Source organism: Paracoccus sp. SSJ (genome assembly GCF_030234105.1).
In the GTDB taxonomy this organism is placed as follows: domain Bacteria; phylum Pseudomonadota; class Alphaproteobacteria; order Rhodobacterales; family Rhodobacteraceae; genus Paracoccus; species Paracoccus denitrificans.
Genome location: NZ_JASSPE010000013.1, coordinates 13832 through 32556, shown reverse-complemented (window position 1 = coordinate 32556; position 18725 = coordinate 13832). Strand labels below are relative to the sequence as shown.

Here is an 18725-nt window from a genome sequence, read left to right as displayed (position 1 = left end):
CGATGACCCATTCCCCGCTGACACGGCGCCGGCTCTTGCAGGGCGGGACGGCAGGGCTGGCGCTTGGCCTGTCCGGCCTGTCGCCGCACGCGGCCCGGGCGCAAGAGGCCGTCGCGCTTCAGCTTTCCTGGCTGCATTCGGTGCAGTTCGCCGGCAGCTACATCGCGCTGCAAAACGGCTGGTGGCGCGAGGCGGGGCTGAATGTCTCGCTGTTGCAGGGCGGCCCGAACGCGCCGGTCGAGCCGCCGGTCGTGGCGGGCACGGCGCTGGTCGGCATCTCGGCCGCCGATTATGCCGCGGCGGCGGTGGCGCAGGGGGCACCGTTCAGGATCATCGGAGTCGCCATGCAGAAGAACCCCTTCGCCATCGCCTCGCTGCCGGGCAATCCGGTGGAAACGCCCGCCGACCTGCCGGGGAAAAGCATCGGCATGGCCATCGCCAACACGCCCGTGCTTCAGGCGCTGTGCCGGCTGAACGGGGTGGATTTCGACGCGATCCGCATCGTGCCGACGCAATACACGGCCCAGCCTCTGGTCGCGGCCGAGGTGGACTGCCTGCTCTGCTGGGAAACCGACCTGCCGGTCGCCATGGCGATCCAGGGCATCGAGGCCCGGACCATGCTGATGGCCGATCACGGCTATGCCCTGCATTCCCAGACCTATATCGCGACCGAGGACAGCCTCGCCCGCCGCCGCGACGCGCTGGTGGCGCTGATGGCCGGCGAGGCGCGGGGGTGGGAGACCTGCCGCGCCGACAGCGATGCGGCGGCCGAGCTGACCGTCGCCATGTTCCCCGATGCCGGGCTGGACCTGCCCACGCAGAAATTGCAGGCGCGCCGGCAATTGCCGCTGATGTTTTCGGACCTGACCGAGCGGCACGGTTTCGGCTGGTGGAGCGACGAGGCCGTCGAGGCCAATATCCGCACCCTGGCCCTGCTGGGCCGCGAGGTGACGCCCGCGCTTTGGGACCGCTCGATCCTGGAGGCGGTCCATGCCTGACGGCGATCGCGCCGGGATCGCCTGCCGGGCGCTGTCGAAATCCTGGCCCGGCGGCGTGCAGGCGGTCGCGGGTTTCGACGCCGATTTCGACGCCGGCCGGACCACCGCGCTGATCGGCCCCTCGGGCTGCGGCAAGTCCACGCTGCTGCGGCTGATCGCGGGGCTGGAACAGCCGGACGACGGGCAGGTGCGGATCGGCGGGCTGGACCCGGCCCGCCAGCGCCGGCAGGGCACGATCTCGGTCGCGTTCCAGGACCCCTCGCTGCTGCCCTGGCTCAGCGCCGCGCAGAACGTGGCGCTGGCGCGCAAGCTCGCCCGCCAGCCCGCCGATCCGGGCAAGGTGGCGCATCTGCTGCGGCTGGTCGGGCTGGAGGGCTTTGCGGCGACGCGCCCGGCGGCGCTGTCGGGCGGCATGCGCCAGCGCGCCGCCATCGCCCGCGCGCTGGTCACCGCGCCGCAGGTCCTGCTGCTGGACGAGCCCTTCGGCGCGGTCGACGAACTGACCCGCCGCCAGCTTGCGCAGGACCTGCCGCCGCTGTGGCAGGCGCAGGGCACGACGGCGCTGCTGGTGACCCATTCGCTGGCCGAGGCGGTGCTGCTGGCCGACCGCATCCTGGTCCTGTCGCCGCGCCCGGCGCGGATCGTCGCCGACATCGCCGTGCCCCTGCCCCATCCGCGCAGGCCCGACCTGACCGACAGCCCCGCCTTTCGCCGCATCGAGGCCCAGGCGCGGGCGGCGCTCTCCGTGCCCGCCGGCGCGACATGACCATGAGGAATGGGCTGGCCGGGCTGATCCTGCTGCTGGCCTTTTGGCAGGCATCGGCGCTTGCCCTGTCGGGCCGCCACCTGATCGCCGGTCCCGCCGAGGTCGCGCAATGGACCGCCGCCCATGCCGGCCTGCTGTCCCGCGCGCTGGCCGTGACCGGCGGCAATGCGGCGGCGGGTTTCGTGCTGGGCAACCTGGCCGCCGTGGCGCTGGCCGGCCTGGCGCTGCTCTGGCCGCGACTGACCGGGCTGGTCTCGGGGCTGGCGCTGGTGGTCTTTTGCCTGCCGCTGGTCGCGACGGGGCCGATCCTGCGGGTGATGATGGGACCGGGCGACGGCCCGCAGATCGCGCTGGCGGCGCTGGCGGTCTATTACACCACGCTGATCCCGCTGCTTGCCGGCCTGCGCGCCGTTCCCGCCGCATGGCTGGACCTGATCCACGTCTATGGCCGGGGCCGGATGGCCGAGTTGCGCCATGTCCGGCTGCGCGCCGCGCTGCCCTATCTGGTCGCGGGATTGCAGATCTCGGCCCCGGCAGCCTTCCTGGGGGCGCTGGTCGGCGAATTCACCGGGGCCGAGCGCGGCATGGGCGTGCTGACCATCCGCTTTACCCGCGCGCTGGACGTGCCCGCGCTCTGGAGCATCGCCGCGCTGGCCGCCGCCGTCCCGGTCGCGGCCTATGCGCTGATCGGCGCCCTGGCCCATCGCTTTCTGGACGAGACGCCGCCCGTCCTGCTGGCCCCGCCCGGCACCGCGCGCCGTTCGCGCCGGGCGGCGCCGGTTTCGGCGCTCGCGGTGATCGCGACCGTCCTTGGCGCGTGGTGGGCAGGGATGCGGCTGGCGGGACTCAGCCCGTTCTTCGCCAAGCGGCCGGGCGACGTGCTGGCGGCGCTGATCTGGGCGCCGGATGCCGCCGAGACCCGGCAGACCCTTGCGGGCGCGCTGGCGCAGACCGGCGCCCATGTGCTGCCGGGCTATGCGGCGGGGCTGGCGGCGGGCGCCGGGCTTGCCGTCCTGCTGGCGCTGCTGCCGGCACTCTCGGCGCTGGTCACGCCGCTGGCCATCGCGTTGCGGGCCATCCCCATCGTGACCACGGCGCCGCTGATCGTGGTGCTGGTCGGGCGCGGCGCGGCGGGCGTGGTGGTGCTGGTCGCGGTCATGGTGTTCTTTCCGACCTTCGTCGCCTGCCAGCACGGGCTGCGGCAGGCGCCGGGCCAGATCCTCGATGTCTTTCGCACCTATGCCGCCGGCCGCTGGCGACAGATGATCCATGTGCGCATCCCGGCGATGCTGCCCGCGCTTTTCGCCTCGGCCCGGATAAGCGTGCCGGCAGCGGTGCTGGCGGTCACGGTGGTCGAATGGCTGGCGACGGGCGGCGGCATCGGCGGGCTGATGGCGCTGTCGGCCTCGGTGTCCGATTACGACATGCTCTGGTCCTCGGTGGTGCTGGTCACGCTGATCTCGTGGCTGGGCCATGCCGCCGTCGGCGCGGCCGAGCGCCGTGTCCTGACCCTCTATGCCCCCGAACAGGTGCGACCATGACCAGACCTTGCGACGCGGCCTTTGCCATTCCGGGCGACATCGCCACGCTGACCGGCGGCTATATCTACGAACGCCGCCTGCTGGAGGGTTTGCGCGACCTGGGCCACGACATGCGGCACCTGCAATTGGTCGCGAGCTTTCCCGACCCGACCCCCGCCGAAATGGCGGCGGCTGTGGCGGCGCTGGTGGCCGAGGATCGCCCGCTGATCGTGGACGGGCTGGTCTTCGGCGCCATCGACACGGCCGGCCTCGCCCGGGTCCGCGCGCCCATCGTGGCGATGATCCATCATCCGCTGGCGATGGAGACCGGCCTTAATCCGGCGCGGCGCGCGCATCTTTACCGGACCGAGCGCGACAACCTGCAACTGGCGCGCCATGTGCTGGTCCCAAGCCCGCATGCCCGCGCCATGCTGACCGAACGCTACGGCGTGTCCGCCGACCGCATCACCATCGCCCGCCCGGGGGTCGAGCCGGCCCGGCTCGCACCCTCGCCCGTCACCCCGCCGCTGATCCTGTCGGTGGGCATCCTGCATCCGCGCAAGGGCCATGACGTGCTGATCGATGCCCTGGCGGGACTGACCGACCTGGACTGGCAGGCGGTGATCGTCGGCAATCCGTGGGACGGGGCCCATGCCGCGGCACTCGCCCGGCAATTGGCCGGCAGCCCGGTCTCGGGGCGGGTGACATTGGCGGGACGGGTCGATGCCGACCGGCTGGAGCGGCTTTATGCCAGCGCCTCGATCTTTGCCCTGGCGACTCGATACGAGGGCCACGGCCTGGTTTTCGACGAGGCGCTGGCGCATGGCCTGCCGATCGTCAGTTGCGCGACGGGCGCGGTTCCCGACACCGTGCCCGCAGCCACGGGGCTGCTGGTGCCGCCCGATGATCCGCATGCCTTCGCGGCCGCGCTGCGCCGGTTGCTGGGCGACGGACCCTTGCATGCGCGGATGCGCGACGCCGCGCGACGGGCCGGCAACGCCCTGCCCGGCTGGCATGAAACCGCAGCCATCGCCAGCCGCGTTCTGGACCGCATCAGCCTGTCATGAGCGCCCCTGCGCCTTGCGGCATGGCGGCAGGCGGCAGGCGGCGCGCATTTTCCCGTCTCATTCCGCTTTGCCCACGCCCTCGGCGGGCAAGGCGACCGGACCGGCGGGGCGATAGGTATTGATGACCACCCCGGTCGTCGACACCTTTGTGTCGGCCAGCGTCAGCGCCGTGGCGGGAAGGCCCGGCTCGAACAGGCGCTTGCCGCCGCCAAGGATCAGCGGAAAGGTCCAGAGGCGGTATTCGTCCACCAGCCCGGCAGCCGTCAGCGCCCGCAGGGCATTGCCGCTGCCCCAGACATGGATCTGGGGACCGTCGCCGGATTTCAGCCGCGCGACGCCTGCCGCATCGACCCGCTCGGACCCTGCCCAGTCCAGACGGTCGAGGCGGCGGGTCATGACGTATTTCACCGCCGCGTCGAATTTCCTGCCGACCGGGTTGTCGGTGTGATGCGGCCAATAGCCGGCAAAGATCTCGTAGGTCTTGCGGCCCAGCAGAAGGGCGAAGGGCCGGTCCAGCAACTCGGCCAGAAGGCCGTTCATCATCTCGTCCCAACGGGGCATCGCCCAGCCGCCATGGACGAAGCCGCCGCTTGGGTCTTCCTCGGGTCCGCCGGGCGCCTGCATGACCCCGTCGAGGCTGACATAGGTGATCGCGATGATCCTTCTCATGGCGTGGTCTCCTTTGATGTCATGGCGCGAATTTCGCGGCGGGTGGGATCGGCCGGGCCAGCACCGCCGCGACATCGACGCCGTTGCGCCGAGGGCTCATCGGGCTGGCGCGCAGGCCCGCCCGCAGGTGCAAGGGCGGCAAGGCTGGTCCAGGTTCTTGTCGGTCGCATGATCGGTCCTTCACTCCCCGGGGTATTCCAGTTGCATGGCGACGACATCGGCGGTGCGCGGTCCGTAACGCCTGCCGATGGCCTCCAGCGTCAGGTCCAGTGCGGCGGCCGGGGGCCGGTCGGCAAAGGCCGGCACCTGCCCCGCGCCTTCGCCGCCGCTTGCCCGGTCGGGCAGGATGGCGATGCCGTTCGCCGTGACCACCGGCGCAGCCGCCACGCCGACCACGGCCGAGCGATAGGTCCGCGACCAGGCATCCGCGCTCAGGGCCAGCGTCACTTCGTCCATGCCGGGCCGCAGGGGCAGCGCCAGTTCCTCGCGCCGCCAGAACTGCGCCCGGTTGGCCAGCACCGTGGTCGCGAAGGGGCGCGTCAGGCGGAAACCGGCGCTGGCATGGGAGGCATCCCATGAGGCCAGCCCCAACTCTCGCGCCACCGCTTCCGCCTTGCCGCGCCCGGCGATGGCTTCGGTCAGGGTCAGCATCATCGGTATCGAGGCGGTGATGCCGGTCGTCGTGGCGACCCCGCGGTCGGCGACCATCCGGCGATCCGGGACATGGCGGATATCGGGATGCCGCTTCAGCATCCCGGGCAGGTAATACCAATGCGTCACCGCCCGCTTGCCATCCAGCAGGCCCGCGGCAGCGGCGACCCGGGCGCCGGCGCAGACCGCGACGACGGTCGCGCCACTGTCCGCTTGCCGCCGCAGCCAGTCGAGCAGTTGCGGGTCTTCCCGGCTCATTGCCGGGACGATGACGTAATCCGGCCCCTGCGGATGGGCGCGGTCGAAATCGGCGATCGTGGCATCCGGCCTGACCCGAAGCGCGGGGTAAAGCCGCACCGGGCCGGGCCCCGTCGCCAGCAGCATCACGTCGGCGACGCCGGCACGACGCAGGATCCCCGCCGGCACCAGGTAATCCGTCACCTCGGTCGCATCGTTGATCGCGACGATGGCGATCAGCGGGCGGGTCCGCTTGGGCGGGCGCAGGGCCTCGATCAGCCCGGCCTGCTCGGCCGCCGGAACCGGGGGCGCGGCGGGATGAACCGGCGCGGGCAGTTGCGCCAGCCACGCCGCGGGGGCTGCGGCCAGCACCAGAAACGCTGCGGCAAGAATGCGCCATGTCATCGCGCGACCTTCCGGCTGCCGGGTCGGGCATGCGCTTGCAAGGGATGCCCGTCGGTTCAGACTAGCCCGCCGCAACGATAGCAGGAATGACGGAAACATGCTAATTCCTGCCAATGCACCAGATCGTCTTCGTCGTCTATCCGGGGTTCGAACTGCTCGACATGGCGGGGCCGGCATCCGTCCTCAACGGCGCGAACCGCGCCTTGGGACAGGCGGGACAGGCACCGTTCTACGAGGTCGCGCTGACCTCGCCGGCCGGGGGCGAGATCGCCAGCAGCAGCGGTGTTTCCGTCCAGACTTCGCGCCTTGCCGGGTTTCGCGGATGCAGGATCGGAACGCTGCTGATCGTGGGCGCCGAAAGCGGACCGCTGCAAGCCGCCATGGCGGACCCCGAATTGCGCCGGGTGCTTCCTGCATTGTCGGCAAAGGCCGGCCGGTTCGGCTCGGTCTGCTCGGGCGGGATCGTGCTGGCAAGCCTCGGGCTGCTGGACGGCTGCCGGGTCGCGACGCATTGGGATGCCTATGAGCCCTTCCGGGCGCATTTCCCGCGCGTGACCGTCGATCCCGAGGCGCTGTATGTCGAGGATGGCCGCCTGTGGACCTCGGCCGGGGTCACCACCGGCATCGACATGGCGCTTGCCATGGTCGGGCGCGACCTGGACACGGCCATCGCGGGCGAGGTGGCGCAGCGGCTGATCCTTTATGCCCGCCGGCCGGGCCATCAGTCGCAGTTCAGCCCGGTGCTGTCGGCGCAGGCCAGGGGCGACAACCCCTTTGCCGATCTGATCGGGTGGATCCAGTCCAATCTCGGCGCCACGCTGGACGTGCCGGCGCTGGCTGGCCGCGCCGGCCTGACCGAGCGCAGCTTTCACCGCAAGTTCGCCGCCGTGACCGGCAAGACTCCCGCCCATTTCGTCGAAACCGTGCGGCTGGACGCGGCGCGCATGTTGCTGTCGCGAGGGCTGTCGATCAAGCAGGTCGCGGCGCAGGTGGGCCTGTCTCCGGCCGCAAGGCTCTCGCGCCTGTTCGAGAAGCGCTTCGGCATCTCGCCCCGGACCTATCGCGAGATGCACCGCATCGAGGGCTAGCGCCGGCCGAGCGCGAGACCGGAAGCACGGCGCGCCGGCAGAACCGCCCTTCGCCGCTCCGATGCCGGGCGTGATCAGGCAGGGGGGGAATTCGGCCGCGGCCACGGCATTTCCCTGATGCGGATCAGCCGATCCTGATGCCCGCCATTCGTCGCCACGACAAGGGCGCGATCTCCGTGGCGAAGCAAAGGAACAAAGCCGCCCCCCGCGTCTGCCGGGCCGTTTCAGCCGCTTGTCAGCGCTTGCCCGGCTTGCCGGGCTTTGCTCCGCTGCGGAAGGGCTTGTCGCCCGCCTTGCCCTGCCAGCCGCCCGCGGGCTTGTGGGACTTGAAGCCGGCGGCACGCTTGGGACGCGCCTCGGCGCCCTCGCCTCGGGCCGGGCGGTCGTCGCGGGGCGCGGCGCCATGCGACTTGAAGCCCGCGGCACGGGGACCGGCTTTCGGCGCGGCCTTCTGCGCCAGCTTCTTCTCGGCGCTCCAGCGTGCCTTGCGCGGGGCCGCCTCGGGTTCGGGCACCCGGTCGACTGCGGCTTCGGGCGCGGGGCGCGGCTTCACCTCGTCGGGGTCCAGCAGCGCCGGGCGCCGGGCCGGCTTGGGCTTCGGCTTGGTCCGGGGCTCCAGCGGCTCGGGACGCGCCGCGACCGGGGCCGGGCCGCGATGCGGCTTTTTCTCACGCACGGGTGCGGCGTCGAAGACCGGCTCGCCCTCGATCCGGCGCATGGTCAGGCCGGGCTCCAATTCGATCCGCTCGCCGAAATTCGGCGCGACGGGTGCCGCGATCTGCACGAAGGTCTGGTCGGTCTTGACCCGGATCGCGCCGATGGCGTCGCGGGTGATGCCGCCCGCCTCGCAGATCTTGGGCAGAAGCCAGCGCGCCTCGGCGCGGCCGGAATGGCCGACCGAAAGCAGGAACCAGACCGCCGGGCCGAACTCGCCCCGCTCGCGCGGCGCCGAAGGCGCGGGGGCCGCGCTTTCCGACAGTTCCTCGGGCGCCGGGCGCCCCTCGCGCCACAGCCGCACGAAGGCCGAGGCGACCCGCTCGGCTCCGAAGCGGTCCAGCAGCGCGGCGGCCAGTCCCGCCTCGTCGCCCGGCGCTTCGGCCAGGGCGGGATGGTCCAGCATGCGTGCGTCGTCGCGGGCCTGCACCTCGTCGGCCGAGGGCGCCTTGCCCCATTCCGCGACCAGCTTGGCGCGCTGGAGCAGCCGCTGCGCCCGCTTGTATTCCGAGGAGGGGACGATCAGCACCGAGGTGCCCTTGGCCCCGGCCCGGCCGGTGCGGCCCGAACGGTGCAAAAGCGTATCGGGATTGGTCGGCAGGTCGGCGTGGATCACCAGTTCCAGCCCCGGCAGGTCGATGCCGCGCGCCGCCACGTCGGTGGCGATGCAGACCCGCGCACGCCCGTCGCGCAGGGCTTGCAGGGCATGGCTGCGCTCCTGCTGGCTGAGTTCGCCCGACAGCGCCACGACCTTGAAGCCGCGATTGCCCATGCGCGCCAGCAGGTGGTTCACGTTGGCGCGGGTCTTGCAGAAGATGATGGCGCGGCTGGCCTCGTAATAGCGCAGCGTGTTGAAGATGGCGTGCTCGCGGTCGCGGGTGGTCACCGACATGGCGCGATATTCGATGTCGCCGTGCTGGCGTGCCTCGCCCATCGCCTGGATGCGCAGGGCGTCGCGTTGGAAGTCGCGGGCCAGCGCCTCGATGGCCGGGGGCACGGTGGCCGAGAACAGCAGCGTGCGGCGTTCGGCCGGTGCCGAGCCCAGGATGAACTCCAGATCCTCGCGAAAGCCCAGGTCCAGCATCTCGTCCGCCTCGTCCAGTACGCAGGCGCGCAAGGCGGTCAGGTCCAGCGAGCCGCGCTCGATATGGTCGCGCAGCCGGCCGGGAGTGCCGACGACGATATGGGCGCCGCGCTCCAGCGCCCGGCGCTCGGTCCGGTAATCCATGCCGCCGACGCAGGTGGCGATGCGCGCGCCCGCCTGTTCGTAGAGCCAGCCCAGTTCGCGCGCCACCTGCAAGGCCAGTTCGCGCGTCGGCGCGATGGCCAGTGCCAGCGGCTGTCCCGCCTCGGGCAGCGCATCGCCATCGAGGATGTCGCCGGCCATGGCCAGGCCGAAGGCCACGGTCTTGCCCGAGCCGGTCTGCGCCGAGACCAGCACGTCGCGGCCCCGTGCTTCGGGCGCGAGCGCCGCTTCCTGCACCGAGGTCAGGCTGGCATAGCCCTTGGCCGCCAGCGCCGCAGCCAGAGGCGCGGCAATATCATGTTCGTTCATCTTCTTCGCCAGAAAGGGGATGCGGGGCATCCGGGTGAAAGGCACCATCCCCTTTGCGGCCGGACCCTCCCATGGTCCGCCGGCCCGGAATGCGGAGCCAAGCCGCCCGCCTATCCTGTCGCGGCCCGTAAGTCAAAGCCAAACTCGGCGCCTCGGCCGATCCCCGGTCCGGCCGGGCCGCGCCTTCAGCGCGCGGGGCGCGTGGGATCATGGCCCAGGCTGCGGCGGATCTCGGCCAGGAACAGTTGCAGCGCCGGCGCCGGGTCGCGGTGGTGATAGACGATAAAAACCTCGGAGACCGGCGGGTTGGGCCGGATCGGCAGGAAGGTCAGCGGCCCCGCCGTCAGCCTGGCGATGCCCGCCGGTACGATGCTGACCCCGAAGCCCGCCACGATCAGGCTGGGGATCGACTGCGCATCCACCACCTGCTGCGAGACCCGCGGCCGATAGCCCGCGGCGACGATGCAGGCCATGACATAGGCCGCGAAATCGGAGCTGTCGGGACGCAGAACGACATGCTGGTCCTCGCGCAGGTCGTCGATCGAAACGCAGGTGCGACCGGCCAGCCGGTGATCGCTGCGCACCAGCGCCACCATTTCCTCGCGCCAGCCGTATTCGTGGGCCAGTTCCTCGTCACGCGGCACCGAGCGGTTGAAGCTGACATCGGTGCGCCGGCTCAGCACCTCGGTGATCTGCGCGGCGGGGGTCTGCTCGTGCACGCGCAGGGTGATTCGCGGATGCAGCCGGGCGAAATGCGCCAAAAGCTCGGACAGGCCCCCGCGCAGGATCGAGCCGGTTGCTCCGATTTCCAGCAATCCGTCCTGGCCCTGCTGGATTTCGCGGATCTCCTGCAGGCTGCGCTCATACTGGTCGAGCATGTTGCGCGCCCGGGGCAGGAACAGCTCGCCCGCCCGCGTCAGCGCCACCTTGCGGCTGGTGCGGCTGATGAGTTCGGCACCCACTTCGCGCTCAAGTGTCTGGATCTGCGTGCTCAACGGCGGCTGCGACATGTTCAGCCGCCGCGCGGCACGGGTGAAGTTCAACTCCTCGGCCAGGACGACGAAACAGCGAAGCTGGCGCATTCTCATAGCGTCACCCTATAGATAACCGTTAAATCAATATTAGACACGGATGCGGCATTCGCCAACACTCATCGGCATGAGGGGTCAGCCGCGACCGCGCGCCAGCGATGCGAAGGAAGACGCATCCGAAAGTGCCGCGCCGCAGCCTGCCCCTTCCGTCACAGGGAGGAACGGAAACACATGCCGAATTGGTCCAGGTCCTTGTTTGGACAGGTTTGCGTGGCGCTGGTGCTGGGGGTCATCGCCGGCTTCTTCGCGCCCGAGTTCGCCGCCAAGATGAAGCCGCTTGGGGACGGGTTCATCAAGCTCATCAAGATGCTGATCCCCGTCATCGTGTTCTGCGTCGTGGTGCATGGCATCGCCGGCGCGGGCGACCTGAAAAAGGTCGGCAAGGTCGGCGTGCGCGCCATCATCTATTTCGAGATCATCACCACCATCGCGCTGGCCCTGGGCATCGCGGTCGCCTATCTGTTCGGGCCGGGCCACGGCATGAACATCGACGTGAGCCAACTCGACGCCTCGGCGCTGTCGGCCTATGTCGAGCGCGCGGACCAGGTCACCAGCGGCGGCACCGTCGACTTCCTGATGAAGCTGATCCCGACCACGATGATCAGCGGTTTCGCACAGGGCGACATCCTGCAGGTGCTGCTGGTCGCGATCCTGTTCGGCTGCGCGCTGTCGCTGGTGGGCGAACGCGGCAAGCCGCTTCTGCACATGATCGAGCTGACGGGCGACGTCACCTTCAAGATCATGTTCTTCATCGTCCGGCTGGCGCCGCTGGGCGTGTTCGGCGCCATCGCCTTCACCGTCGGGCAATACGGCATCGGCTCGCTGGCGCAGCTGGGCTATCTGGTGGGGCTGTTCTATGTCACCATCGCCGTGTTCGTCTTCGTGGTGCTGGGCTTCGTCCTGCGCCTTGCGGGCTTCAGCATCTTCAAGCTGCTGCGCTATCTGCGCACCGAGGTCGGCATCGTCGCCGGCACGGCCAGCAGCGACGCCGTGCTGCCGCAGACCATGCGCAAGCTGGAACACCTGGGCATCAAGGACTCGACCGTGGGGCTGGTTGTGCCGACGGGCTATTCCTTCAACCTCGACGCCTTCTCGATCTACCTGACGCTGGCGGCGGTCTTCATCGCCCAGGCCACCAACACGCCGCTGTCGACCACCGACCTGCTGGCCATCCTGGGCGTGGCGCTGGTGACCTCGAAGGGCGCGCATGGCGTGCCGGGCTCGGCCATCGTGATCCTGGCCGCGACGCTGGCCGCGATCCCGGCGATCCCCGCCATCGGGCTGGTCCTGGTGCTGTCGGTCGACTGGTTCATGGGCATCGCCCGGGCGCTGGGGAACTATCTGGGCAATTGCGTCGCCACCGTGGTCGTCGCCTCCTGGGTGGGCGACATCGACCGCGACCGCGCCCGCCGCGTCCTGGAAGGCGAGGACATGCCGACGCTGGACGTGCTGGACGAGGATACGCCGATGTCCGAGCCCGAGGCCCAGCACGGTTGACGAAGTCCCTCGCGGAGTGACCGGGACCAGCGCGACGGACCCGGTCGCCCCGCCGAGAAGACGGCCTGCGCCTTCCCTCCCGATGGCGCAGGCCTTTTCATGTCAGGGGGTGCCTGCGGCGAAACCCTCGTCCGTCAGGATGTCGATCAGCGCCTGCACCGCCCGCGTGCGATAGCGCCGCGGATTGGTCAGCAGCGAAAACGGCCGCTCCGCCCCCGGCAGCGGCAGGGTACGGATCCAGCCCGCAGCGGCCGGCCGCGCCACCGCCCGTTGCGACAGCGCCGCGAGGCATTGGCTGGCGGCGACCGCGTTCAGAACCGCCTCGTTCGAGGGCAGCTCCAGCGACAAGGGCAGCGCGGCAATGGAAAGCCCCCGCCCGGCAAGCCAGGTCTCGAATTCCGAGCGCGTGCCCGAGCCCGGCTCGCGCAGGATCCAGTTCTGCGCCTCCAGCCCGGCCTGGGGCATCGCCTCGACCCCGGCCCAGGGGTGATCGGTCGCCATGACCAGCACCAGCCGGTCGCGGGCCACCACCTGCCGGTGCAGCCCGCCATGCGCCACCGCACCCTCGACCAACCCCAGGTCGGCACCGCCGTCCTGCATGGCATCCGCGGCATGGGTGGTGTTGCTGACCGTCAGGCGCAGTTCGATCCCCGGATGCATCTCGCGCAGCGCCACCAGCCGCGGCGGCAGCCAATAGCTGGCGACGGTCTGGCTGGCATGGACCCGCAGCCGGCCCCGCGGCTCGCGCGACAGATCCTCCAGCACCATCTCGGCGGTCTCGACCCGGTCCAGCACGGCGCGCGCCTCGGCCATGAAGGCCTCGCCCGTCTCGGTCAGCACGATCCGCCGCCCCACCCGGTCGAAAAAGCGCACGCCATGCCGTGCCTCCAAAGCCGAGACGGCGGCGCTGACCGCCGATTGCGTCAGGTTCAGCGCCTCGGCCGCGCGGGTGACATGCTGCCGCTCGGCCACGGCAAGGAAGATGCGGAGCTGTTCCAGCGTCATGCCAGACTCATAAGTAAAATAGAACGATATGGCAAATATAATGCGATGGATTGAACGTCGATTCAGGACCATGTTCCGCCCCAAAGGCAAAGGAGCGCGGCCATGTCCTCGACCGACCAGGACCAGCAAACATCTTCCGCGATCGGGGCCTGGCTGGGCGCCACCCTGCCGGGGCTGGGGCTGACCTTCGGCATCGCGATCCTTGCCATGGCGGCGCAGAGGCTTTCGGGCATACCGGCGCTCAGCCCGCTGGTGGTGGCGATGGTGCTGGGCATGGCGCTGCGCAACCTTGTCGGCACACCCGCGGCGGCGCGGCCGGGCATCGGCTTTTCGCTGCGTCGGGTGCTGCGTTTCGCCATCGTGCTGCTGGGCTTTCAGCTGACGCTGGAGCAATTGCGCGCCGTGGGCCTGCCGGGGGTGGCGGTGATCGCGGTGGTGCTGGCCGCGACCTTCGTCTTTACCAGATGGGCCGGCCGGGCATTGGGGGTCGAGGCGCGGCTTGCCGAGCTGATCGCGGCCGGCACCTCGGTCTGCGGCGCCTCGGCGGTGATCGCCACGAACACGGTCACGCGCGGGACGGACGAGGACGTGGCCTATGCCATCGCCTGCGTGACGGTCTTCGGCTCGCTCTCGATGCTGGCCATGCCGGTGCTGGGCGAGATGCTGGGGATGGGGCCTTCGCATTACGGCATCTGGGTCGGCGCGACCGTGCACGAGGTGGCGCAGGTCGTCGGCGCCGGCTTCCAGCATGGCGCCGAGGCGGGACAGGCCGCGACCGTCGCCAAGCTGAGCCGGGTGATGCTGCTGGCACCGCTGATCCTGATGCTGGGCACGCTGGCGCGGCGGGGCGGCAAGGCCGCGCATGGCTCGGCGCCGACGCCCTGGTTCGTGCTGGGCTTCATCGCCGTGGTGCTGCTGAACAGCGCCCTGCCCCTGCCCGAGGCGCTGCATGCCGAGATCGTCGCCCTGACCGCCTTTCTCCTGACGGTGGCGCTGGCCGCGATGGGGCTGGAGACCGACATCCGCAAGCTCTGCGCCAAGGGCGTCCGGCCGCTGGCGCTTGGCGCGCTGGCCTGGCTGTTCATCTCGGCCCTGGGGCTGGGGCTGGTGGCGCTGATCTGACCGGCGGGCATTGAGCGTCCCTGTCGCGATGCCTAGATTGGGCGCGATCCGCCAAAGGACCGCGCCCATGGCCCTTGCGCCCGCCGACACTCGCCCGATGACCCGGCGCGAAACCGAGGTCCGCCGCTTCGTGCGCGCCCGCTACGGGCCGCGCGGCACGCTGGCGCTGCATCGCCACGCGCTTGGGCTGGACCTGCTGCGCGCGCCCATCAACGTGATGCTGTCGCCGCTGTTCCTGCTGGTGCGGCTGGGCGCGCCGCTTCTGCGCCGGATCGGGCTGGTCCGGGCGGGCGACTGGCTGTCGCGCCGGCAGATCTTTCTGAAATCCGACGTGGCGCAGCGGATCGAGGCGGATCTGGCCGGCTTCGTCGACGATCTGGCCGCAAGGGGGCTGGCCCCCGAGGCCGCGCCCCGCAGCGTCGCCCGCGCCGTGTCGGACTATGCCGAAACCCGCAATGCGGTGTCCGAGATCACCACCTCGCTTCTGGTGCTGGCCTCGGGACTCTTGCTGTTCCACCGGGCCACGCCGGGCGTGATCTCGCTGGCCGGGCCGATCGCGCATCTGCGGGCACAGGCGCAGGCCGTCGAGAATTTCGCGCTGGGAAGCTGGGCCGGACGCATGTGGTATGGCGCCTTCCCGCGCGAGCTTTCCAGCATCGAGGTGGTGCTGACCGGCGTGGTTCTGGCCATGCTCGCCTCGGTCCTGACGACCTTTGCCGGGCTGGTCGCCGATCCGGTCCAGCTTTGGACCGGCATCCACAAGCGCCGGGTGATGCGGCTGTTGCGGCGGCTGGACCGCGCCGAGGACGGGCCGGGGCTGGAGCGCGAGCACGTCGTGGCCCGGCTGGGCGATCTGTCCGATGCCGCGCTGAGCCTGTGGCGCAGCTTCAGGGGCTAGGCCGGATCACGCCCTCGTCGATGCCGGCCAGATCGCGCCGGCCGGTCAGGGCCATGGCGACCTCGAGCTCGGCGCGCAGGATGGTCAGCATATCCGCATATCCGCGACCCCCGCCGCGCCGGATGCCGCCGTCGCACAGCACCGGGATGCGCACGGCGACCTGACGGGCGACGACCGGCCGCGTGCCGCGCGTAGCCGCACGGCGCCACGACATCGGCGGGGATCCCGGCCTGGCCGGCCCCCACTGCAAAAGGGGGACGGCCCGAAAGCCGCCCCCGAAGGCCGCGACGACGCGGTGATCAGAACGCGTGCTTCAGCGTCAGCACGAAGTTCCGGCCCGGCTCGATATTGGCGAATTGCGAGACATGCGAGTCGGTATAGATCTGGCGGTCGAAGACGTTGTTGACGTTGAGTTGCAGCGCCGTGGCCTCGGTCAGCCTGTAGGCCGCCATCAGGTCGGTGCGCCAGCTCGACGGCAGGGCAGCATCGGCATCGCCGTTCTGCGAATAGCTGGCCATGCGCTTGCCGGTATAGGTCACGCCGCCGCCCACCGTCAGTTGCGGGCTGTAGTCGTAGGTCGTCCACAGCGAAAAGCTGTTGCGCGGAACCTTCGCGACCTGCTTGCCGGTGGCGGGGTTCGGATAGGGCTCGCCGCCGCCGCGCGGGGTGCTCCAGCCGCCGTCCTTCAGCTTGACGTCCTGATGGACATAACCGCCCCAGATGCCCCAGCGCTCGGTGACCTGGCCGGCAAAGCCCAGCTCGATGCCCCTGGCGGTGGTGTTGCCGATATTCGCGGTCTCGCCCAGGGCGTTGGTGACGCGGGCATTGTCCTTTTCGGTCCTGAACAGCGCCGCGCTCAGCTCGAGCTGGTCGTTCAGCACCAGCCATTTCGTGCCGATCTCGTAGTTCACGCTGCGCTCGGGGTCGAGGCTGTCCAGATCGTCCGAGGCATTGCTGCCACCAGTGCCCGCGCCCTCGCCCGCCGGGTTCGAGGAGGTGCTGGCCGAGGCATAGATCGAACCGTTCTGCACCGGCTTGTAGACCACGCCCAGCATCCCGTTCAGGAAATCGGAATCGTTGCCGTGGCTTTCGCGCGGGGTGGTGTCGGTCGCATGGATAATGCTGTCGACGCTGTAATCGTCCCAGCGCAGCCCCACCGTCGCCTCCCATTGCGGGGTGAAGGTGATGGTATCCAGCGCATAGACGCCACGCGACCTGGTGGTGCTGTAGCCGCTCTCGCCGCCGCGCTCGATGCTGCCGCCCCAGGGCGCGCCGGGGTTCGGATTCTCATAGGGCGAGGTCGGCATCGGGTCGGGATTGGTCACCGTCAGCCGGCGGGTGGTGGCACGCGAATTGGCGATGTCCACGCCGACCGCGAAGCTGTGCTCGACGCCCCAGGCCCGTGCCTCGCCCGAAAGCTGGGCGTTGAACGAGACCGTCTCGTTCACCCGATCCGAAGCCTTGGAACTGCGCGACACCAGGCCGTCGCTGCCCGAGGTCGGCGAGGTCACGACATAGGTGTTGGTGTCGCGTGCCTTGCGCAGCGCCGTGGTCAGCCGCAGGCTGTCCGAGAAGGCATGCTCGAACCTCACATAGCCCGAGGCGGATTCGATGTCGCGGAAATCGCGCGCGTGCAGGCCGTAGAAGGTGTCGGGATCGACATCGACCGGCAGGAACGGGTCGATGCGGGTGCCCGAGCCGCGCCGCCATGCGGCCGGCGTGGTGGCATTGGACATCGGCACGCCGTAATCGGGCGTATCCTCGTCCTTGTAGTAATAGAGCCCGGCGGTGATCTTGCTGTCATCGGTCAGGCGATAGCTGAAGCTGGGCGCCACGCCGACCCGCCTGGACTCGACGCCGTCGCGCCCGCCCAGGTCGTCGGCGCGCTGCGCCATCAGGTTCAGGCGAAGGCCGATCGCGCCGAATTCGCGGTTCGAATCCAGCGTGCCGCGGACATAGTTGCCGGTGCCGTAGGACAGCGCCACCTCGTCAAAGGCGCCCGGCTGCGGGATCTTGCTGTTCAGGCTGATGGTGCCGCCGGTCGAGCCGGCACCGGAATAGACCCCGCCCGGGCCCTTGCTGATCTCGATGGATTCCAGGTTGAAGGCCTCGTATTGCGTGCGCGAGGCGTTGCGCATGCCGTCGACCAGCATGTCCTGGCTGGCCTCGAAGCCGCGGATATAGGGGCGCACGCCCTGCGGCACGCCGCCTTCGCCTGCGCCCAGGGTGACGCCCGGCGTGGTGCGCAGCACGTCTGCGACCGAGGTCTGGCCGCGCTCTTCGATCTGGCGCCCGGTGACGACGGTCACCGTCCTTGGCGTGTCGAGCAACGGCGCGGTGGCCTTGTCCGAGGTGCTTTCGGTGACCTTGTAGCTGGTCTCGGCCTCGTTGCCCTGCTGGCGGCGGATGACCACCGTGTCCAGGGTTACGGTATCCTGCGCCTGGGCGGGGCCGGCTACGCCGGCCGAGATGGCCAGCACGGGAAGCAGGCCCAGGGTCGGCAGCAATTGCGCGGCCGACGCCGAGGCAGGCGGTTTGGGATGGGTTTTGTTCATGGGTTGATCCCGGCACGAAAGATGAATCGCAACCGCCTCAGGGCGGAAACGACAGGAAGGTGCTGGCTCATCAATGGCTTGCGGTGTCACGAGCCGGAAGGGGAACGAAGTGCCTCGTCCTGGCCGCGCGTAACCCATGCAAGGGGGCCAATTGTCGCAGTTTGTCAAATGACGCTGCGTCATTTCGACTGCGAAACAGGCGAGTGTTGCGGCAATCCAACAGCCTGCCCGGCCGGACGCGGCGCAATACCCCGGCCGGGATATCGCCGGAAGCCGGAAATCCCCCGCGACAGGCAGAATCGATGCGCCCACCAGATATTCCATGGCGGACGCAGTTATCCACTAAATATGGATTGACCCCGGCCATGACCCATGGCTAACTGCAAGGGTCATGGTTGTCCCGGGGCCGACTCGGGGATGAAAAGGGAAGCCGGTGAAAAGCCGGCACTGCCCCCGCAGCTGTAAGCGGAGAGCGACGCCGGATCACCACTGGGGCCACGCGCCCCGGGAAGGCCGGCCAAGCCGAGACCCGCAAGTCAGAAGACCTGCCATGACGCGAAAGGACGAAACCGTGCGGCGGGCGCGGGGCTGGAACAGGGTCCGGATGGCACGCCCATCGGCCCGGCCCCCTCTTGCCGACAGAACAAAAGGAGCCGAGGCATGACCATCACCGTTTATTCCAAGCCCGCCTGCGTGCAATGCACCGCCACGACCCGCGCCCTGGATGCGCGCGGCCTGGACTACCATCTGGTGGATCTGACCGAGGATGACGCGGCGATGGAACTGGTCGCCTCGCTGGGCTATCGCCAGGCTCCCGTCGTCATCGCCGGCGAAGCCCATTGGGCCGGGTTCCGCCCGGACATGATCGGCCGCCTGTCCTGATCCGG

General features: G+C 70.0%; 17 protein-coding genes and 1 riboswitch. Of the genes, 9 read left to right on the top strand and 8 right to left on the bottom strand.

What is annotated here, in order from left to right; genetic code table 11:
• Positions 1 to 2 precede the first annotated feature (2 nt).
• From QPR87_RS14710 to QPR87_RS14695, 4 genes are read left to right on the top strand one after another with little or no spacing between them, the layout of a single operon-like run.
• A complete protein-coding gene (locus QPR87_RS14710; RefSeq protein WP_285050011.1) occupies positions 3 to 998 on the top strand; it encodes an ABC transporter substrate-binding protein in 996 nt (331 codons plus the stop codon).
• A complete protein-coding gene (locus QPR87_RS14705) occupies positions 991 to 1764 on the top strand; it encodes an ABC transporter ATP-binding protein (RefSeq protein WP_285050009.1) in 774 nt (257 codons plus the stop codon). The genes QPR87_RS14710 and QPR87_RS14705 overlap by 8 nt, the downstream gene beginning before the upstream one ends.
• A complete protein-coding gene (locus QPR87_RS14700; protein ID WP_285050007.1) occupies positions 1761 to 3305 on the top strand; it encodes an ABC transporter permease in 1545 nt (514 codons plus the stop codon). The genes QPR87_RS14705 and QPR87_RS14700 overlap by 4 nt, the downstream gene beginning before the upstream one ends.
• Positions 3302 to 4351 (top strand): glycosyltransferase family 4 protein, encoded by a 1050-nt coding sequence (locus QPR87_RS14695; RefSeq protein ID WP_285050006.1) that lies wholly within the window; start codon positions 3302 to 3304, stop codon positions 4349 to 4351. The genes QPR87_RS14700 and QPR87_RS14695 overlap by 4 nt, the downstream gene beginning before the upstream one ends.
• A gap of 57 nt (positions 4352 to 4408) precedes the next feature.
• On the opposite strand, the gene QPR87_RS14690 is transcribed toward QPR87_RS14695, so the two are convergent.
• Genes QPR87_RS14690 through QPR87_RS14680 form a run of 3 tightly spaced genes read right to left on the bottom strand, consistent with a single transcriptional unit; the run spans position 4409 to position 6313 of the window.
• The gene (locus tag QPR87_RS14690; RefSeq protein ID WP_285050005.1) at positions 4409 to 5020 is read right to left on the bottom strand and encodes a dihydrofolate reductase family protein; all 612 of its coding nucleotides are present in this window, start codon (positions 5018 to 5020) and stop codon (positions 4409 to 4411) included.
• 19 nt (positions 5021 to 5039) lie between these two features.
• A complete protein-coding gene (locus tag QPR87_RS14685) occupies positions 5040 to 5162 on the bottom strand; it encodes a hypothetical protein (protein WP_260155415.1) in 123 nt (40 codons plus the stop codon).
• A 38-nt stretch (positions 5163 to 5200) separates the two neighbouring features.
• On the bottom strand, positions 5201 to 6313 hold the full coding sequence (locus QPR87_RS14680) for a DJ-1/PfpI family protein (RefSeq protein WP_285050002.1): 1113 nt from the start codon (positions 6311 to 6313) through the stop codon (positions 5201 to 5203).
• Positions 6314 to 6426: 113 nt separating this feature from the next.
• Here QPR87_RS14680 and QPR87_RS14675 point away from each other — a divergent pair, with 113 nt between their 5' ends.
• Positions 6427 to 7401, top strand: a complete 975-nt coding sequence (locus tag QPR87_RS14675) for a GlxA family transcriptional regulator (protein WP_285050001.1) — start codon at positions 6427 to 6429, stop codon at positions 7399 to 7401.
• Positions 7402 to 7636: 235 nt separating this feature from the next.
• Here QPR87_RS14675 and QPR87_RS14670 read toward each other — a convergent pair whose 3' ends face one another.
• The gene (locus tag QPR87_RS14670) at positions 7637 to 9670 is read right to left on the bottom strand and encodes a DEAD/DEAH box helicase (RefSeq protein ID WP_285050000.1); all 2034 of its coding nucleotides are present in this window, start codon (positions 9668 to 9670) and stop codon (positions 7637 to 7639) included.
• Between the two features lie 185 nt (positions 9671 to 9855).
• Entirely contained in the window at positions 9856 to 10752 is an 897-nt protein-coding gene (locus tag QPR87_RS14665; RefSeq protein ID WP_081465085.1) for a LysR family transcriptional regulator, read from the bottom strand.
• Between the two features lie 180 nt (positions 10753 to 10932).
• On the opposite strand from QPR87_RS14665, the gene QPR87_RS14660 reads away from it, so the two are divergent.
• Entirely contained in the window at positions 10933 to 12258 is a 1326-nt protein-coding gene (locus tag QPR87_RS14660; protein WP_269147198.1) for a C4-dicarboxylate transporter DctA, read from the top strand.
• 102 nt (positions 12259 to 12360) lie between these two features.
• Here QPR87_RS14660 and QPR87_RS14655 read toward each other — a convergent pair whose 3' ends face one another.
• Entirely contained in the window at positions 12361 to 13263 is a 903-nt protein-coding gene (locus tag QPR87_RS14655) for a LysR family transcriptional regulator (RefSeq protein WP_285049997.1), read from the bottom strand.
• A 102-nt stretch (positions 13264 to 13365) separates the two neighbouring features.
• On the opposite strand from QPR87_RS14655, the gene QPR87_RS14650 reads away from it, so the two are divergent.
• Both QPR87_RS14650 and QPR87_RS14645 read left to right on the top strand, forming a co-directional pair.
• Positions 13366 to 14385, top strand: a complete 1020-nt coding sequence (locus QPR87_RS14650) for a YeiH family protein (protein WP_230999997.1) — start codon at positions 13366 to 13368, stop codon at positions 14383 to 14385.
• Between the two features lie 67 nt (positions 14386 to 14452).
• Complete coding sequence (locus tag QPR87_RS14645) at positions 14453 to 15283, top strand: DUF6635 family protein (RefSeq protein ID WP_011750597.1); 831 nt, start codon at positions 14453 to 14455, stop codon at positions 15281 to 15283.
• Here QPR87_RS14645 and QPR87_RS14640 read toward each other — a convergent pair.
• The gene (locus tag QPR87_RS14640; protein ID WP_011750598.1) at positions 15273 to 15497 is read right to left on the bottom strand and encodes a hypothetical protein; all 225 of its coding nucleotides are present in this window, start codon (positions 15495 to 15497) and stop codon (positions 15273 to 15275) included. The genes QPR87_RS14645 and QPR87_RS14640 overlap by 11 nt on opposite strands.
• Before the next feature lie 85 nt (positions 15498 to 15582).
• Complete coding sequence (locus tag QPR87_RS14635; RefSeq protein ID WP_285049996.1) at positions 15583 to 17838, bottom strand: TonB-dependent receptor; 2256 nt, start codon at positions 17836 to 17838, stop codon at positions 15583 to 15585.
• A gap of 375 nt (positions 17839 to 18213) precedes the next feature.
• Positions 18214 to 18405, top strand: a riboswitch (cobalamin riboswitch).
• 93 nt (positions 18406 to 18498) lie between these two features.
• Between QPR87_RS14635 and nrdH the strand changes: the two genes are divergently transcribed.
• Positions 18499 to 18720, top strand: a complete 222-nt coding sequence (nrdH, locus tag QPR87_RS14630; RefSeq protein ID WP_011750601.1) for a glutaredoxin-like protein NrdH — start codon at positions 18499 to 18501, stop codon at positions 18718 to 18720.
• The last annotated feature ends 5 nt before the right edge of the window (positions 18721 to 18725 follow it).

Bases quoted from the DNA above. Each gene is read 5' to 3' on its own strand.
- QPR87_RS14665 (WP_081465085.1), bottom strand. From the start codon at position 10,752: ATGCGCCAGCTTCGCTGTTTCGTCGTCCTGGCCGAGGAGTTGAACTTC.
- QPR87_RS14670 (WP_285050000.1), bottom strand. From the start codon at position 9,670: ATGAACGAACATGATATTGCCGCGCCTCTGGCTGCGGCGCTGGCGGCC.
- QPR87_RS14710 (WP_285050011.1), top strand. From the start codon at position 3: ATGACCCATTCCCCGCTGACACGGCGCCGGCTCTTGCAGGGCGGGACG.
- QPR87_RS14650 (WP_230999997.1), top strand. From the start codon at position 13,366: ATGTCCTCGACCGACCAGGACCAGCAAACATCTTCCGCGATCGGGGCC.
- QPR87_RS14635 (WP_285049996.1), bottom strand. From the start codon at position 17,838: ATGAACAAAACCCATCCCAAACCGCCTGCCTCGGCGTCGGCCGCGCAA.
- QPR87_RS14695 (WP_285050006.1), top strand. From the start codon at position 3,302: ATGACCAGACCTTGCGACGCGGCCTTTGCCATTCCGGGCGACATCGCC.
- QPR87_RS14655 (WP_285049997.1), bottom strand. From the start codon at position 13,263: ATGACGCTGGAACAGCTCCGCATCTTCCTTGCCGTGGCCGAGCGGCAG.
- QPR87_RS14660 (WP_269147198.1), top strand. From the start codon at position 10,933: ATGCCGAATTGGTCCAGGTCCTTGTTTGGACAGGTTTGCGTGGCGCTG.
- nrdH (WP_011750601.1), top strand. From the start codon at position 18,499: ATGACCATCACCGTTTATTCCAAGCCCGCCTGCGTGCAATGCACCGCC.
- QPR87_RS14700 (WP_285050007.1), top strand. From the start codon at position 1,761: ATGACCATGAGGAATGGGCTGGCCGGGCTGATCCTGCTGCTGGCCTTT.
- QPR87_RS14680 (WP_285050002.1), bottom strand. From the start codon at position 6,313: ATGACATGGCGCATTCTTGCCGCAGCGTTTCTGGTGCTGGCCGCAGCC.
- QPR87_RS14645 (WP_011750597.1), top strand. From the start codon at position 14,453: ATGGCCCTTGCGCCCGCCGACACTCGCCCGATGACCCGGCGCGAAACC.
- QPR87_RS14690 (WP_285050005.1), bottom strand. From the start codon at position 5,020: ATGAGAAGGATCATCGCGATCACCTATGTCAGCCTCGACGGGGTCATG.
- QPR87_RS14640 (WP_011750598.1), bottom strand. From the start codon at position 15,497: ATGTCGTGGCGCCGTGCGGCTACGCGCGGCACGCGGCCGGTCGTCGCC.
- QPR87_RS14705 (WP_285050009.1), top strand. From the start codon at position 991: ATGCCTGACGGCGATCGCGCCGGGATCGCCTGCCGGGCGCTGTCGAAA.
- QPR87_RS14675 (WP_285050001.1), top strand. From the start codon at position 6,427: ATGCACCAGATCGTCTTCGTCGTCTATCCGGGGTTCGAACTGCTCGAC.